This is a genomic window from Quadrisphaera sp. KR29, assembly GCF_052644995.1.
This window is the reverse complement of the sequence record NZ_JBQXXG010000012.1, coordinates 58,962-73,562: the sequence shown is the minus strand read 5'-3', so window position 1 is coordinate 73,562 and position 14,601 is coordinate 58,962. Positions and strand designations below refer to the sequence as shown.

Annotated in this window: 11 protein-coding genes and 1 pseudogene; 8 read left to right on the top strand and 4 right to left on the bottom strand. The window is 75.6% G+C overall.

What is annotated here, in order from left to right:
* Position 1: 1 nt before the first annotated feature.
* Positions 2-1,198, bottom strand: coding sequence for a Gfo/Idh/MocA family protein (locus ACUN9U_RS12275; RefSeq protein WP_445485277.1), 1,197 nt, complete (start codon positions 1,196-1,198; stop codon positions 2-4).
* 163 nt (positions 1,199-1,361) lie between these two features.
* Between ACUN9U_RS12275 and ACUN9U_RS12270 the strand changes: the two genes are divergently transcribed.
* From ACUN9U_RS12270 to ACUN9U_RS12260, 3 genes are all read left to right on the top strand, one after another.
* Complete coding sequence (locus ACUN9U_RS12270; protein WP_445485336.1) at positions 1,362-2,888, top strand: sugar ABC transporter ATP-binding protein; 1,527 nt, start codon at positions 1,362-1,364, stop codon at positions 2,886-2,888.
* A complete protein-coding gene (locus ACUN9U_RS12265; protein WP_445485276.1) occupies positions 2,885-4,066 on the top strand; it encodes an ABC transporter permease in 1,182 nt (393 codons plus the stop codon). Before ACUN9U_RS12270 ends, ACUN9U_RS12265 begins: the two co-directional genes overlap by 4 nt.
* Positions 4,067-4,167: 101 nt before the next feature.
* Positions 4,168-5,232, top strand: a complete 1,065-nt coding sequence (locus ACUN9U_RS12260; protein ID WP_445485275.1) for a substrate-binding domain-containing protein — start codon at positions 4,168-4,170, stop codon at positions 5,230-5,232.
* 98 nt (positions 5,233-5,330) lie between these two features.
* On the opposite strand, the pseudogene ACUN9U_RS12255 reads toward ACUN9U_RS12260, so the two are convergent.
* A pseudogene (locus ACUN9U_RS12255) lies at positions 5,331-6,365 on the bottom strand (ROK family protein); the annotation flags it as partial.
* A 234-nt stretch (positions 6,366-6,599) separates the two neighbouring features.
* Between ACUN9U_RS12255 and xylA the strand changes: the two are divergent.
* Together xylA and xylB are read left to right on the top strand one after the other, a co-directional pair.
* On the top strand, positions 6,600-7,817 hold the full coding sequence (gene xylA, locus ACUN9U_RS12250; RefSeq protein WP_445485274.1) for a xylose isomerase: 1,218 nt from the start codon (positions 6,600-6,602) through the stop codon (positions 7,815-7,817).
* Positions 7,817-9,274, top strand: coding sequence for a xylulokinase (gene xylB, locus ACUN9U_RS12245; RefSeq protein ID WP_445485273.1), 1,458 nt, complete (start codon positions 7,817-7,819; stop codon positions 9,272-9,274). The genes xylA and xylB overlap by 1 nt, the downstream gene beginning before the upstream one ends.
* Positions 9,275-9,345: 71 nt before the next feature.
* On the opposite strand, the gene ACUN9U_RS12240 is transcribed toward xylB, so the two are convergent.
* The gene (locus tag ACUN9U_RS12240) at positions 9,346-10,701 is read right to left on the bottom strand and encodes a sugar porter family MFS transporter (RefSeq protein WP_445485335.1); all 1,356 of its coding nucleotides are present in this window, start codon (positions 10,699-10,701) and stop codon (positions 9,346-9,348) included.
* 218 nt (positions 10,702-10,919) lie between these two features.
* On the opposite strand from ACUN9U_RS12240, the gene ACUN9U_RS12235 reads away from it, so the two are divergent.
* From ACUN9U_RS12235 to ACUN9U_RS12225, 3 genes are all read left to right on the top strand, one after another.
* Positions 10,920-11,651, top strand: a complete 732-nt coding sequence (locus ACUN9U_RS12235) for a response regulator transcription factor (protein ID WP_445485272.1) — start codon at positions 10,920-10,922, stop codon at positions 11,649-11,651.
* Positions 11,652-11,725: 74 nt separating this feature from the next.
* Positions 11,726-13,276, top strand: a complete 1,551-nt coding sequence (locus ACUN9U_RS12230; RefSeq protein WP_445485271.1) for a sensor histidine kinase — start codon at positions 11,726-11,728, stop codon at positions 13,274-13,276.
* 48 nt (positions 13,277-13,324) lie between these two features.
* A complete protein-coding gene (locus ACUN9U_RS12225; RefSeq protein WP_445485270.1) occupies positions 13,325-13,615 on the top strand; it encodes a WXG100 family type VII secretion target in 291 nt (96 codons plus the stop codon).
* Here ACUN9U_RS12225 and ACUN9U_RS12220 read toward each other — a convergent pair.
* Entirely contained in the window at positions 13,605-14,597 is a 993-nt protein-coding gene (locus ACUN9U_RS12220) for an XdhC family protein (protein ID WP_445485269.1), read from the bottom strand. The two genes, ACUN9U_RS12225 and ACUN9U_RS12220, sit on opposite strands and share 11 nt — an antisense overlap.
* Between the last annotated feature and the right edge of the window lie 4 nt (positions 14,598-14,601).

Here is a 14,601-nt window from a genome sequence, read left to right as displayed (position 1 = left end):
GTCAGGCCGAGGTCGGCGCCCAGGCGCTGCCCTCGCCCGCGCTGCGCTCCAGGGCGTCGAGCACGCGCTGGACCTGCAGGCCCTCCGCGAAGCTCGGCGCGGGCTGGCGGCCGGCGGCGATGTCGCCGACCAGGTCGACCACCTGGTGGGTGAAGGTGTGCTCGTAGCCGATGATGTGCCCGGCCGGCCACCAGCCGGCCATCCACGGGTGCTCGGGCTCGGTGACGAGGACGCGCTTGAAGCCCTGGCGGTCGGCGCCCTCGCGGGCGTCGTAGACCTGGAGGACGTTCATGTCCTCCAGGTCGAAGACGATCGCGCCGTCGGAGCCGTAGACCTCCAGGTGCAGGCCGTTCTTGCGCCCGGTGGCGAAGCGCGAGGCCTCGAGCGAGACCAGGGCGCCCTCGGCGGTGCGGGCCATCGCCAGGGCGGCGTCGTCCACGGTGACCTTCCCGACCTCGTCGCCCGCCCCGCCGGACGAGCTGGCCGACAGGCCGCGCCCGCCGGACAGCGGCCGCTCGGTGACGAAGGTGTGCATGAGTCCGCTCACCTGCGTGATCTCGGTGCCGAGCACGTGCTGCACGAGGTCGATGGCGTGGGCGCCGATGTCCCCCAGCGCACCGGACCCGGCCAGCGCCTTGTCCAGCCGCCAGGTCATGGGCGCGCTGGCGTCGGCCAGCCAGTCCTGCAGGTAGGAGGCGCGCACCTGGCGCACCTGGCCGACGGCGCCCTCGGCCACGAGCTGGCGGGCGAAGGCGACGGCCGGCACGCGGCGGTAGCTGAAGCCGACCATGGCCTTCGCGCCGGAGGCGGCGGCCCTCTCGGCGGCGGCGTTCATGGCCTCGGCCTCGGCGAGGGTGTTGCCGAGCGGCTTCTCGCACAGCACGTGCTTGCCGGCCTCCAGGGCCGCGATGGCCACCTCGGCGTGCGCGTCGCCGGGGGCGACCACGTCGACCAGGTCGACGTCGTCGCGGGCAATGACCTCGCGCCAGTCGGTGGCGGAGGCCTCCCAGCCGAACTTCTCCGCCGCGGCGGCGGCGCGTCCGGCGTCGCGGCCGACCACCACCGAGCGCCGCACCGCCAGCGGCAGGTCGAAGAAGTGGGGGGCCACGCGCCACGCCTGGCTGTGGGCGGCGCCCATGAAGCCGTGCCCGACCATCGCCACCCGAAGCTCCCGCTGCCCGCCGGTGCTCGTCGTCATCTGTCCTCGCTCCTCCTCGAGCCCACTGCTGTCGGCGGCCATCCCACCACGGACGGCCTACGCGCCCGACACGCGGACCATGATTTGTTTGACCGTCGGCGCAATGCGGCCCTAGGGTCATGACGTGGTCAAAGATGATCAAGGTGGTGCACCGCTGCTCTCCATGCGCGGCATCACCAAGGGCTTCCCCGGCGTCCGGGCCCTGGACGGGGTGGACCTCGACGTGCGCGCCGGCGAGGTGCACTGCCTCATGGGCCAGAACGGCGCCGGCAAGTCCACGCTCATCAAGGTGCTCGCCGGGGCCCACCGGCCCGACGCCGGCACGATCACCTGGGAGGGCGCGGAGGTCTCCTTCGCCGACCCCCGGGCGGCGATGCGCTGCGGCGTCGCGACGATCTACCAGGAGCTCGACCTCGTGCCCGGCCTGTCGGTGGCCGACAACATCCACCTCGACCGGATGTCCTCGCCGCTGCGGCTGCTGCGGCGCCAGCGCAGCAGCCGCACCGCGGCCGACCTGCTCCGGCGCCTGGGCCACCCGGAGATCCGGCCCGGGACCGAGGTCGGTGAGCTGCCGGCGGCCTCCCAGCAGATGGTGAGCATGGCGCGCGCCCTGTCCCAGGACGCCCGCCTCATCGTCATGGACGAGCCCTCGGCGGTGCTGGACACCGAGGAGGTGCAGCACCTGTTCGGGGTGGTGCGCGACCTCACCGCCGCCGGGGTGGCCGTGGTGTGGATCAGCCACCGGCTGGAGGAGATCCGCCAGATCGGCGACCGCATCACGGTCCTCAAGGACGGGCGCACCGTGGCCTCGGGCCTGCCCGCGCGCACCACCGCCACCCACGACCTCATCGCCCTCATGACCGGGCGCAGCATCGACAGCGTCTTCCCCGAGCGCGCCGCCGCGCCGCTGCCCGACGACGACGGTCCCGCGCCGGTGCTGGAGGTGGAGGACCTGGCGCTGCGCGGCGCCTTCGAGGGCGTCTCCTTCTCCGTGCGCCCCGGGGAGGTGCTGGGCCTGGCGGGCCTGGTCGGCTCCGGGCGCTCGGAGGTGCTGGAGACCGTGGCCGGGGCGCGGCGCGCCACCTCCGGCGCGGTGCGGGTGGGTGGCCGGGCGCTGCGCCGCGGCGACGTGGCCTCCGCCGTCGCCGCCGGGGTGGGGCTGGCCCCCGAGGAGCGCAAGAGCCAGGCCCTGCTCATGGGCGAGTCCATCGCCGCCAACACCACCCTGGCGAGCCTGGCCCGCTTCGCGCGGGCCGGCTTCCTCGACCGGGGCGCGGAGGTCGAGGCGGCCCGCGAGCAGGCCCGCGCCCTGGACCTGCGGCCCGTCGACGTCGCCCGGGAGGTCAGGACGCTGTCGGGCGGCAACCAGCAGAAGGTGGTGCTCGCCAGGTGGCTGCTGCGCGACTGCCGCGTGCTGCTGCTCGACGAGCCCACGCGGGGCGTCGACGTCGGGGCGCGCGCGGAGATCTACGCGCTGGTGCGCTCGCTGGCCGACCGGGGGGTCGCCGTCGTCCTGGTCTCCAGCGAGATCCCCGAGGTGCTCGGCCTGGCCGACCGGGTGCTGGTGCTGGCCGACGGGCGCGTGGTGGCGACCGCGCGCGCCGAGGAGCTCGACGAGCACCGCGTGCTCGACCTGGTGATGGAGCAGGCGCCCCGCAGCGGCGCCGCGGCGGACGGGAGCGCAGCGTGACCAGCAGCACCACCAGCACCACCCCCGGCGGTGGCGCGGCCACCGCACCGGCGCCCGGCCCGGCACCCGGTGGCAGCACCGGGACCGGGCGGCGCGGGGCCGGCGGCTCCCTGGGCGTCGGGCGCAGCGCCGGACTCGTCGTCGCGCTGGTGCTGCTGTGCCTGGTCGGCGTCATCACCGCCGGGGACCGCTTCGCCGACCTCCAGAACGGCCTGACGATCCTGCGCCTGGCCTCGATCATCGGGGTGGTGAGCGTCGGGATGACCTTCGTCATCATCGGCGGCGGCATCGACCTCTCGGTCGGGGCGCTGGTGGCGCTGTCCTCGGTCTGGGCCACCACGCTCGCCACCCAGGCGGTGGCCGCCGGGACCCACTGGATCGTGCTCGTGACCACCGCGCTGCTCGTGGGGACGGCGGCGGGCGTCGTCAACGGCGTGGTCATCGCCTACGGCCGGCTGGTCGCCTTCATCGCCACCCTGGCCATGCTGGCCGCGGCGCGCGGGCTCGCGGAGATCCTCTCCAACCGGCGCACCCAGATCGTCCAGGACCGCGACTTCATCGCCTTCTTCTCCGGCAGCGTGCTGGGCGTCCCCGTCCTCGTCGTGGTCTTCGCCCTGGTCGCCGTCGCCGGCTGGGTGCTGCTCAACCGCACCACCTTCGGGCGGCGCACCGTGGCCATCGGCGGCAACGCCGAGGCCGCGCGCCTGGCGGGCATCCGGGTGCAGCGCCACACCGTGGCCCTCTACGCCCTCTCGGGCCTGACGTGCGGCATCGCCGCCGTCATGTACATGGCCCGCACCACCACGGGCTCCTCGACCCACGGCACGCTGCTCGAGCTCGACGCCATCGCCGCCGTGGTCATCGGCGGCACCCTGCTCGTCGGCGGGCGCGGCACCATCGTGGGCACCGTGCTCGGCGTCCTCATCTTCACCACGCTGAGCAACGTCTTCACGCTCAACAACCTCTCCAGCTCGGCGCAGGCGGTCGCCAAGGGCGCGATCATCGTCGCCGCCGTGCTGCTCCAGCAGCGCGTGGCAGCGCGGGTCGCGGCGGGCGGGGGCCGCGCGCGCGGGGGCCCGGCGGCTCCCCCCGGCGCCGCCGCACCGCCCGCCGGTGCCGCCGGCACGCCCACCCCGGGCGCCGCGGCCGGCGGCGCTCCCGGCGCCCCCGGCGCGTGACCGCGCCGCACACCCCGCTCCTGACCGCGCTCCAGGCACCGGGCGCAGCAGGCTTCCCGCACCACCCCGCCCCACCCAGCACCGACGACCGGAGGAAGACCGTGACCAGGACGACGACGACGTCGCGCCAGCGCCGCCTCACCCTGACGACCGCCGCAGCCCTGAGCGCGGCGGCGCTGCTCGCCGGCTGCACCGGCAACACCCCGGAGGCCGCCGCGCCCTCCGCGGCCGCCGCCCCGGCCGCGGGCGGCGGCAGCAACGACGAGGCGGGCGAGACCGTCCGCATCGGCTTCTCCGCCCCCGCCGCCGACCACGGGTGGATGGCGGCCATCACCAACGGCGCCCGCGCCCAGGCCGAGCAGCTCCCGGACGTGGACCTCGTGGTCGCCGAGGGCACCAACGACGTCAACACCCAGATCAGCCAGGTCGAGACCTTCATCAACGAGGGCGTCGACGCCATCGTGCTGCTGCCCTTCGACGGCGCGGCGCTGACCCCGGTGGCGCTGCGGGCCATGCAGGCCGGCATCCCCGTCATCAACGTCGACAGGGAGTTCTCCGACCCCAACGCCGCCCGCGTCACCGTCCTCGGCGACAACTACGGCATGGGCGTCTCGGCGGGGCAGTACATGTGCTCCCAGCTGGGCGACACCCCCGGCGCCGTCGTCGCCGAGATCGCGGGCATCGACTCCCTGCCGCTCACCCAGGACCGCTCCCAGGGCTTCGCCGACGCGCTGTCCGAGTGCGGCCTGAGCGTGTCCAACCGCGTGGCGGCGGAGTTCACCGTGGAGTCCGGGGAGGAGGTCACGGCCAACCTCCTGCAGGCGGCCCCCAAGATCGACGGCATCTGGAACCACGACGACGACCAGGGCGTCGGCGTCCTGGCCGCGATCGCCAACGCCGGGCGCAGCGAGTTCTTCATGGTCGGTGGCGCCGGCTCGGCCAACGCCATGCGGGACATCCAGTCCGGCGCCAGCTCGCTGCAGGCGACGGTCATCTACCCCTCCACGCAGGCCGCCGACGGCATCCGCCTCGCGCGGCTGCTGGTCCAGGAGAAGGCCCTGGGCGACCTCGTGGAGGTCGAGGTGCCGCGCAAGATCACGCTGTCGGCGCCCGTGGTCACCAAGGACAACGTCGACCAGTACCTGCCGACGGCCTTCGAGTCCTGACCCGCCGCGGTCGCGGCGCCCGGCGCGTCGAGCACGTCCTGCAGCACCAGGGCCGCCGCACCCATCACCGCGGCGTCGGCCCCGGTGGCCGAGACGCGCACCTGCACCGGCAGCAGCCTCCCGCGCAGCACCCGCTCCTCCAGCTCCGCGGTGAGGGGTCCCACCAGCCACGGCGCCAGCGGGGCGCAGGAGCCGCCGAGCACCACGGCGTCGACGTCGAGGAGGTTCACCGCCGCCGACAGGGCCACGCCGAGGGCCCGGCCGGCCTCTCGCAGGGCCTCGAGCACGCCGGGGTGGCCGACCTCGGCGGCGGCGCGGAGCAGTGCGGGGGTGCCCCCCGCGCCGTCCGGCCCGCCGGAGCCGTCGGCGCCGCGGGCGGTGCGCGGGCGCACCGGCAGCCCGGCGCGGGCGAGCAGGGCCTCCTGGCCCGCGTACGCCTCCAGGCAGCCCCGCGCCCCGCACGCGCAGCGCGGGCCGTCGGGCTCGACGGTGACGTGCCCCAGCTCACCGCTCCAGCCGCGCTGGCCGCGCAGCACCCGCCCGTCCAGGGCGACCCCGCCGCCGATGCCGACCTCCCCGGTGACGAGCAGGAAGCTGCGCGGCGCCGGCAGCGCGCCCCCGGCGGGCTGCCACAGCTCGGCCACGGCCGCGAGCGCCGCCTCGTTGTCCACCGACAGCGGCAGCCCCGCCAGCGCCGGGTGCTCGCGCAGCAGGTCGAGCACGGGCACGTCGCGCCAGCCGAGGTTGGGGGCCACGCGCAGGCGCCCGGCCACGGCGTCGACCAGGCCGGGCACGGCCCACGCGCCGCCGACCACGTCCAGGCCCTGCGCGGCGGCCCGCCCCAGGACGTCGGCGGCCAGGTCGGCGGAGGCCCGCAGCACCAGCTCGGGGCTGCCGGTCCTGTCGATCTCCGGGACGGCGGCGCGGGCGCGGACGGCGCCGGTGAGGTCGCGCACGCAGGCCACGAGGTGGTCCGCGCCCAGCTCCACGCCGAGCGCGGCGACGCGGGAGCCCGACAGGCGCAGCCCGTTGGCGGGCCTGCCGGCGCTCGTGCGCGGCGGCGGAGGCAGCTCCTCGATGAGGCCGCCGGCCAGCAGCGCGTCGACGAGGGCTGACACGGTGGCCCGGGACATGCCGGTCACGGCGGCGAGGCCCGCGCGCGAGGGCGCGGCGGTGGGGTCGGAGGTGGCGACCCGCTCCAGGAGCGTGGCGAGGTTGCGCTCGCGCAGGTCGCGCTGCCGCGCTGGCTCGACGGTGCGCACGGCGTTGACACTGCCACGCCCACCGCATAAGTTCAATCACAGAACAAATGCGTTCTCGCGACGCTCCGGCGTCCGCCGGAGCACTCGATGGAGAGGAGCCACCCCGTGGCCGACCTGACCCCCGCCACCCGCCTCACCCCCAAGCCCGAGGACAAGTTCTCCTTCGGCCTGTGGACCGTGGGGTGGCCCGCTGCCGACCCGTTCGGCTCCGCGACCCGCCCCGACATCGACGTCATCGACGCCGCCCGCCGCCTGGCCGACCTCGGCGCGTACGGCATCACCTTCCACGACGACGACGTCGTCCCCTTCGAGGTGGGCCACAAGGACCCGGCCGGCCGCGAGGAGATCCTCGGCCGCCTCAAGAAGGTCGTCGCCGACACCGGCCTCGCCGTGCCGATGGTGACCACCAACCTCTTCAGCCACCCGGTGTTCAAGGAGGGCGCGTTCACGGCCAACGACCGCGACGTCCGCCGCTTCGCGCTGCGCAAGGCCTTCCGCCAGCTGCAGCTGGGCGCCGAGCTGGGCGCGCAGACGTTCGTCATGTGGGGCGGCCGCGAGGGCGCCGAGGTCGACGGCGCCAAGGACGTCAAGGCCGCCCTCGACCGCTACGCCGAGGCCGTGAACCTGCTCACGACGTACATCACCGAGCAGGGCCTCGACATGCGCATCGCCATCGAGCCCAAGCCGAACGAGCCCCGCGGCGACATCCTGCTGCCCACGGTCGGCCACGCCATCGCCTTCTCGTACACCCTGGAGCACCCGCACCTGGTGGGCGTGAACCCCGAGGTCGGCCACGAGCAGATGTCCAACCTCAACTTCACCGCGGGCATCGCCCAGGCCCTGGCCGCCGGGAAGCTCTTCCACGTCGACCTCAACGGCCAGCACGGGCCCAAGTTCGACCAGGACCTCGTCTTCGGCCACGGCGACCTGCTCTCCGCCTTCTGGACCGTCGACCTGCTCGAGAACGGCTTCCCGGGTGGCGGCCCGACCTACGACGGCCCCCGCCACTTCGACTACAAGCCGAACCGCACCGAGGACTTCGACGGCATCTGGGACTCGGCCACCGCCAACATGCGGACCTACCTGCTGCTCAAGGAGCGCGCCGCGGCCTTCCGCGCCGACCCCGAGGTGCAGGCCGCCCTCGAGAAGGCCTCCGTCACCGAGCTCGCGCAGCCCACGCTGGGCTCCGGCGAGACGCTGGCGAGCTTCGCCGAGGACCGCTCGACGTTCGAGGACTTCGACGCCGACGCCAAGGGCCGGCGCGGCTACGGCATCGGCAACCTCGACCAGCTGGCGATCGAGCACCTGCTCGGCGCTCGCTGATGCGTCCGCTGGTCGCCGGCGTCGACACGTCGACGCAGTCGTGCAAGGTCGTCATCCGCGACGCCGCCACGGGCGAGCTGGTCCGCGAGGGACGCGCGTCCCACCCGGACGGCACGGAGGTGCACCCGCGCGAGTGGGAGCGCGCCCTGCGCGAGGCGGTCGCCCAGGCGGGTGGCCTTGACGACGTCGGCGCCGTGGGCGTCGGCGGCCAGCAGCACGGCATGGTCTGCCTCGACGCCTCGGGAGAGGTGGTCCGCCCGGCCCTGCTGTGGAACGACGTGCGCTCGGCGCAGGCCGCGCGGGACCTGGTCACCGAGCTCGGGGACGGCGACGACGAGGCCGGTGCCCGCGCGTGGGCCGACGCCGTCGGCCTCGTGCCCGTGGCGTCCTTCACCGGCACGAAGCTGCGCTGGCTGGCCGACGCGGAGCCGGAGGCCGCCGACCGGACCGCCGCCGTCTGCCTCCCCCACGACTGGCTGACCTGGCGCCTCGCCGGCGGCTCCGACGCCGTGGGCCTGGAGGGCCTGGTCACCGACGCCGGGGACGCCTCGGGGACGGCCTACTTCTCGGCGGAGAGCGGCGAGTACCGCCGCGACCTGCTGGAGCTGGCCTTCCGCGGGCGCTCGCCGCTGCTGCCGCGCGTGCTCGGCCCGTCCGAGGCGGGCGGCCGGCTCAGCGCCCAGTGGGGGAACCCCGAGGCGCTGCTGGCGCCCGGCACCGGCGACAACGCCGCCGCGGCGCTCGGCCTGGCCGCCCGCGAGGGCGACGTCGTCCTGTCGCTGGGCACGTCCGGGGTGGTGGGCGCGGTCACCGAGACCGCCGTGCACGACGCCTCCGGCACCATCGCCGGCTTCGCCGACGCCACCGGCCGCCACCTGCCGCTGGTCGTCACCCTGAACGCCGCCCAGGTGCTCGACGCCACCGCGAAGCTGCTCGGCGTCGACCACGCCGGGCTCGCCGAGCTGGCCCTGTCCGCGCCGGCGGGGGCCGAGGGCCTCGTGCTGGTCCCCTACCTGCAGGGCGAGCGGACCCCCAACCGCCCCGAGGCCACCGGGGCGATGCACGGGCTCACCCTGAGGACCATGACGCCCGCCCACGTGGCGCGCGCCGCGGTCGAGGGGCTGCTGTGCGGCCTGGCCGACGGCATCGCCGCGCTCGAGGCGCAGGGCGTGTCCGTGCGCCGGGTGCTCCTCGTCGGCGGTGGTGCCCGCTCGGCCGCGGTCCAGCAGCTCGCGCCGTCGGTGCTCGGCCGCCAGGTCGTCGTCCCCCAGCCCGGGGAGTACGTCGCCGACGGCGGCGCCCGCCAGGCGGCGTGGGTGCTCTCGGGCGCCGACGCCCCTCCGGAGTGGTCGCTCGCCCCGGCGCAGGTCTTCGACCTCGACGACGACGCGCGCGCGGCCGGCGAGCGCGTGCGGGCCCGCTACGCCGAGGTCCGCGACCTCACCGACGGGGTCTGACCCCGTCTCCGTGATCATGGGCGGTCGGCCACCTCCGGGTGGCCGGCCGCCCACGACCGCGCTCGGGCGGGTCAGCGGAAGTCGGCGGGGGCGAAGCGGCCCTGGCGCAGGTGGCCCTCGATCGACTCCAGGCTCCTGCCGGTGAGCTCGGGCATCTTCTTCCACACGAAGACCCACGCGGCCACGTTGAACGCCGCGTAGATGATCATCGTGGGGCCGGGCCCGATGCCGTTGATCACCGACAGGGTCGTCAGGGTGATGACGAGGTTGGTCGTCCACAGCACCGCGGCCTGCGCCGACGTGCCCGCGGCGCGCACGGCCAGCGGGTAGATCTCCGAGCCGGTCAGCCAGCCCATGAGCTGCAGGCCACCGGCGTTGAAGACCATGAAGACGACCAGGCAGGCGACGATGAAGGGGATGGACCCCCGGACGTCGTCGCCGGAGGTGATGAAGACGACCCCCAGCACCAGCAGGGCCAGCGCCGCCCCGGGCACCATGACCAGGGTCAGGCGCCGCCGGCCGACCTTGTCGACGATCGCGAGGCCCACGAGCATCATCACGAGGTAGGTGGCGCCGAGGGCCACGCTGACGTTGAGCGCAGCGGTCCGCGAGAAGCCGTTGTCGGTGAGGATCGTCGGCGCGTAGTAGATGATCATCTCGATGCCGGACAGCTGGGTGAACAGCGCGACGCCGCAGCCGACCAGCAGCGCCGGGCGCACCCAGGCCTGGCGCAGCCCGCTCCAGCCGCGGTGGCCCTCGGACTCGGACTGCTCGTCGCGGACGTTGCCGGTGATCTCGTCCAGCTCGGCCGAGACGTCGCTGCCGGAGGGGCGCACGCGCTCGAGCACGGCCCGCGCGTCGTCCTCCCGCTCGTCCTTGACCAGCCAGCGGGGGCTCTCCGGAAGTCGCAGGACGATGAGCAGCAGCACCGCGGCGGGCACCGCGGCGAGCCCGATCGACCAGCGCCAGCTCAGCGCCTGGCTGGCGCCCACCAGCGTGGAGACGACGATGCCCACGCCGATGCCCACCTGGAAGGTCAGCACCAGCCGGCCGCGGACCGCGGGCGGGGCGAGCTCGGCCACGAACATCGGCACCGTCTGCGTGGCGCCGCCGACCGCGAAGCCCAGCACCACGCGGGCGCCGGCCAGCGTCCACGCGTCCGGGGCGACCGCGCACAGCAGGGCGCCCACGACGAACACCGACCCGATGACGATCATCGTCACGTGGCGGCCGCGCCGCTCCGACAGGCGGCTGCACACCAGGGCCCCGATGACCGCCCCGAGCAGGATCCCGCCGGCGATCACCTGCTCCATGCCGTGCTCGATGCCGAACTCGTCGCTGATCTGCAGCAGCGCGCCGGAGATGATGCCGGTGTCGTAGCCGTACAGCAGCGACGCCAGCGCCGAGACCGCGGCGGTCGCCAGGATCGCCGGGGTCAGCACGGACCGGCCCCCGGTGCCCTCCCGCTCGCGGGTCTGCTCAGCCACCTGCCACCACCTGGCCCTCTGCCTCGCCGGCCAGGCCGGCGCGCTCCCCTGCACGCCTCCGGGTCCGCGCCCAGCAGACACCCGCTGCGCCTCCCGCGCACGGCGGACGGGCAGGAGACGTCCAGGCGGCTCCCAGGTGCGGCGTCCAGACTCCTCCCATGACCAGCACAGCCGCCGAGGCCCGCCTCCTCGTCGTCGACGACGAGCCGAACATCCGAGAGCTCCTGTCGACCTCGCTGCGCTTCGCCGGCTTCGAGGTCCACACCGCCGCCGACGGCCAGGAGGCGCTCAGCCAGGCCGAGCGCACCCGCCCCGACCTCGTGGTCCTCGACGTCATGCTCCCCGACCTCGACGGCTTCGCCGTCACGCGCCGCCTGCGCGAGCGCGGCCGCGACGTGCCGGTGCTGTTCCTGACCGCCAAGGACGACGTCGCCGACCGCGTCGCCGGCCTCACGGTCGGCGGCGACGACTACGTCACCAAGCCCTTCAGCCTGGAGGAGGTCGTGGCCCGCATCCGCGCGGTGCTGCGCCGCACCGGCGCCGGCGCCGACCCCGCCGCGGGGCGGCTGGTCTTCGCCGACCTGGAGATGGACGAGGACAGCCACGAGGTGCACCGCGCCGGGCACCCCGTCGAGCTCTCCCCCACCGAGTTCAAGCTGCTGCGCTACCTCATGCTCAACCCCAACCGGGTGCTGTCCAAGACGCAGATCCTCGACCACGTGTGGCACTACGACTTCGGCGGCGAGGCCGGCATCGTGGAGTCCTACATCTCCTACCTGCGCCGCAAGGTGGACACCGGCACCGACGCCGCCGGCGAGCCCGTGAAGCCGCTCATCCACACCCGCCGCGGGGTCGGGTACGTGCTGCGGCTGCCCCCGGCCACCGCCTGACCCCCGGTGGCGGACAGCACGGCCGAGCGCACCGCCCCGGACCCGGTCGCGGCCCGCTGCCCGTGCTCGACCGGGTGCGCACGCGCGTCGTGGAGCGCGGCCACGAGCTGTCCCTGCGCGCCCGCCTCATCGCGGTCGTGACCGGGCTGCTCGTCGTGGCCCTGCTCCTCACCGGCACGGTGACGCTGCTCGTGCTGCAGCGGGTGCTCCTCGCGCAGACCGACGAGCAGCTGCGCTCCGCGGTCGTCGCAGCCTCCAGCCTGGGGGCGGGGCTGGCCGGCAGCCAGGGCTCCCCGCTGCCCCCGACGGACTACGTCGTGCAGGTCTCCGGCCCGGACGGCGGCGTGCTGGTGCCGTCCCAGCGCACCCAGGGCGGTGAGCAGCTCAAGCTGACCGGCATCACCCAGGGCTGGGTGGAGTCGCACGGCGGCAGGCCGCAGACCATCGAGGACGACATCACCGGCGACGACTGGCGCGTCGTCGCGATCCCCGCCGAGCAGCAGCCGGGCGCCTCGGTCGCGGTGGCCCGCTCCCTGACCCCCATCGACCACACGCTCAAGGACGTGGCCGCCTACTTCGTGCTCGTCGGCGTGGTCGTCGTCGTCGCCTGCGTGGTGCTGGGCGCCTACGGCGTGCGCCGCGCCTTCCGCCCGCTGCGCGACGTGGAGGCGGTGGCCGCGGCCTTCGGCGGCGGCGACACCAGCCGGCGGGTGCGCGTGGAGGCGCCGGGCACCGAGGTCGGCCGCCTCGGGACGGCGATCAACGGCATGCTCGACGACATCGAGACCCTGCTGGCAGCCCGCGAGGCCTCCGAGGGCCGGATGCGCCGCTTCGTCGCCGACGCCAGCCACGAGCTGCGCACGCCCCTGTCGGCCATCCGCGGCTTCGCCGAGATGCACCGCATGGGCGTCGTGCGCCGGGAGGCCGACGTCACCACCGCCTTCGGGCGCATCGAGTCCGAGGCGACCCGCATGGGGGGCCTGGTGGAGGACCTGCTGGTGCTGGCCCGCCTCGACGAGCAGCGCCCGATGCGCCGCGACCCCGTGGACCTGTTCGCCATCGTCGCCGACGCGCGCCACGACGCCAGGGCCCTCGCCCCGGACCGCACCATCAGCGTGACCGGCGTCGACGGCGCGCCTCCCCGCCCGGTGCTCGTCACCGGTGACGAGGCGCGGCTGCGCCAGGTGCTGGCCAACCTCATCGGCAACGCCCTGCGCCACACCCCGGCCGGCACGCCGGTGGAGCTCGGCGTGGGGCAGCGCGACGGCTGGGCGGTGTGGGCGGTGGCCGACCACGGCCCCGGCATCCCCCCCGAGGACGCCGCCCGCGTCTTCGAGAGGTTCTGGCGCGCGGACTCCTCCCGCCAGCGCGGCGCCGGCGGCGGCGCGGGGCTGGGGATGGCCATCGTGGCGGGCATCGTGCAGGCGCACGGCGGCGCGGTGCGCGTGGTCCAGACCCCCGGCGGCGGGGCGACCATCGAGGTGGCGCTGCCCCTGGCGGACGCTCCCGCGGTGGAGGACCCGCACGACGATGACGCGCCCACACCTGTGGACGAGCCTGTGGACGAGGCCCCTGCGTCCACAGGCGGACCGCTGCAGCGGCGGGGCGCCGACCCCACCTCCTAGCGTCGCAGCAGGTCACCGCACCGCGGTGGCGCGAGCCCGGAGGTCGAGATGAGCAGGTTCCAGGTCGACGCCAGCGCCGTGGAGGGCGCCAGCGCCGCGGTCGCGACGTCCGCGGGTGTCATCAGCAGCGAGGTCGACGCGATGATGCGGCACCTGCTCGACCTGCAGGGCAGCTGGCAGGGAGCGGCGTCGTCCTCCTTCCAGGCCGTGGTCGCCGAGTGGCGCGCCACCCAGGAGCAGGTCCGCACCTCGCTGGAGTCGATCGGACAGGCGCTGGCCGCGACGGGCCGGACCTACGAGGCCGCCGAGGCCGACGCGGTGCGCGTGTTCAGCCGCTGAGGCCGTCTGCGGCGCTGCCGTGCAGGGCGCCCGAGGTGTCGCGCAGGGGTGCGCCGCCGCGGCCGTGGCGCACCGCCACGAGCTCCGCAGCGATGCTGAGGGCCACCTCCGCGGGGCTGGAGCCGCCCAGGTCCAGGCCCACGGGGGCGTGCAGCCGGGTCAGCTCCTCCTCGGTGACGCCCCGGGCCCGCAGCTGCTCCCGGCGGCCGGCGACCGTGCGCCGCGACCCCATCGCCCCCACGTAGCGGAGGTCCAGGCGCAGGGCCACCTCCAGCAGCGGCAGGTCGAACCGCGCGTCGTGGGTGAGCACCACCAGCGACGTCCGGCGCCCCACGCGGCCGGCGGCGGCCTGCGCGACCAGCCAGCGGTGGGGCCAGTCGACCACCACCTCGTCGGCCGAAGGCAGCCGCCGGGGCGTGGCGAAGGCGGCCCGGGCGTCCACCACCGCCGTGCGCATCCCCAGCAGGGCGGCCTGCGCGGCCAGCGCGTCGGCGAGGGCGACCGCCCCGGCCACCACCAGCTCCTCGGGCGGCTCCACGGCCACCTGCACGACGCCACCGCCGGGCAGGGCGAGCTCCAGGCGCGCGGCGCGCCCGCGGGCGCGGGCCGCGGCCAGGGCCTGCAGCTGGCCGGCGAGCGCGTCGTCCAGCGGCCTGATGAGCACGTCGAGGGCGCCGCCGCAGGGCAGGCCGACGGCGAGGGCGTCCTCGTCGCTCACGCCGTAGTGCACGAGCTCGGCGCGCGCGGCGAGCTGGCCGTCGGCGTCGTCGGCCGCCTCGGCCAGCAGGTCGGTGGCGCGGGCGAGCACGTCGCCCTCGACGCACCCGCCGGTGACGCTGCCCAGGGCCGTGCCGTCCTGCAGCACCGCCATCGCGGAGCCGACGGGGCGCGGGGAGGAGGACCACGTGGCAGCCACCACCGCGAGCACAGCGCGCCCGCCGGCGGCGCGGGCGGCGAGCACGGCGTCGAGGATGTCGAGCACCTGG

Excerpts from the sequence above, each read along its gene's own strand:
- ACUN9U_RS12225 (WP_445485270.1), top strand. The coding sequence starts at position 13,325 with ATGAGCAGGTTCCAGGTCGACGCCAGCGCCGTGGAGGGCGCCAGCGCC.
- xylB (WP_445485273.1), top strand. The coding sequence starts at position 7,817 with ATGCGTCCGCTGGTCGCCGGCGTCGACACGTCGACGCAGTCGTGCAAG.
- ACUN9U_RS12235 (WP_445485272.1), top strand. The coding sequence starts at position 10,920 with ATGACCAGCACAGCCGCCGAGGCCCGCCTCCTCGTCGTCGACGACGAG.
- ACUN9U_RS12275 (WP_445485277.1), bottom strand. The coding sequence starts at position 1,198 with ATGACGACGAGCACCGGCGGGCAGCGGGAGCTTCGGGTGGCGATGGTC.
- ACUN9U_RS12270 (WP_445485336.1), top strand. The coding sequence starts at position 1,362 with ATGCGCGGCATCACCAAGGGCTTCCCCGGCGTCCGGGCCCTGGACGGG.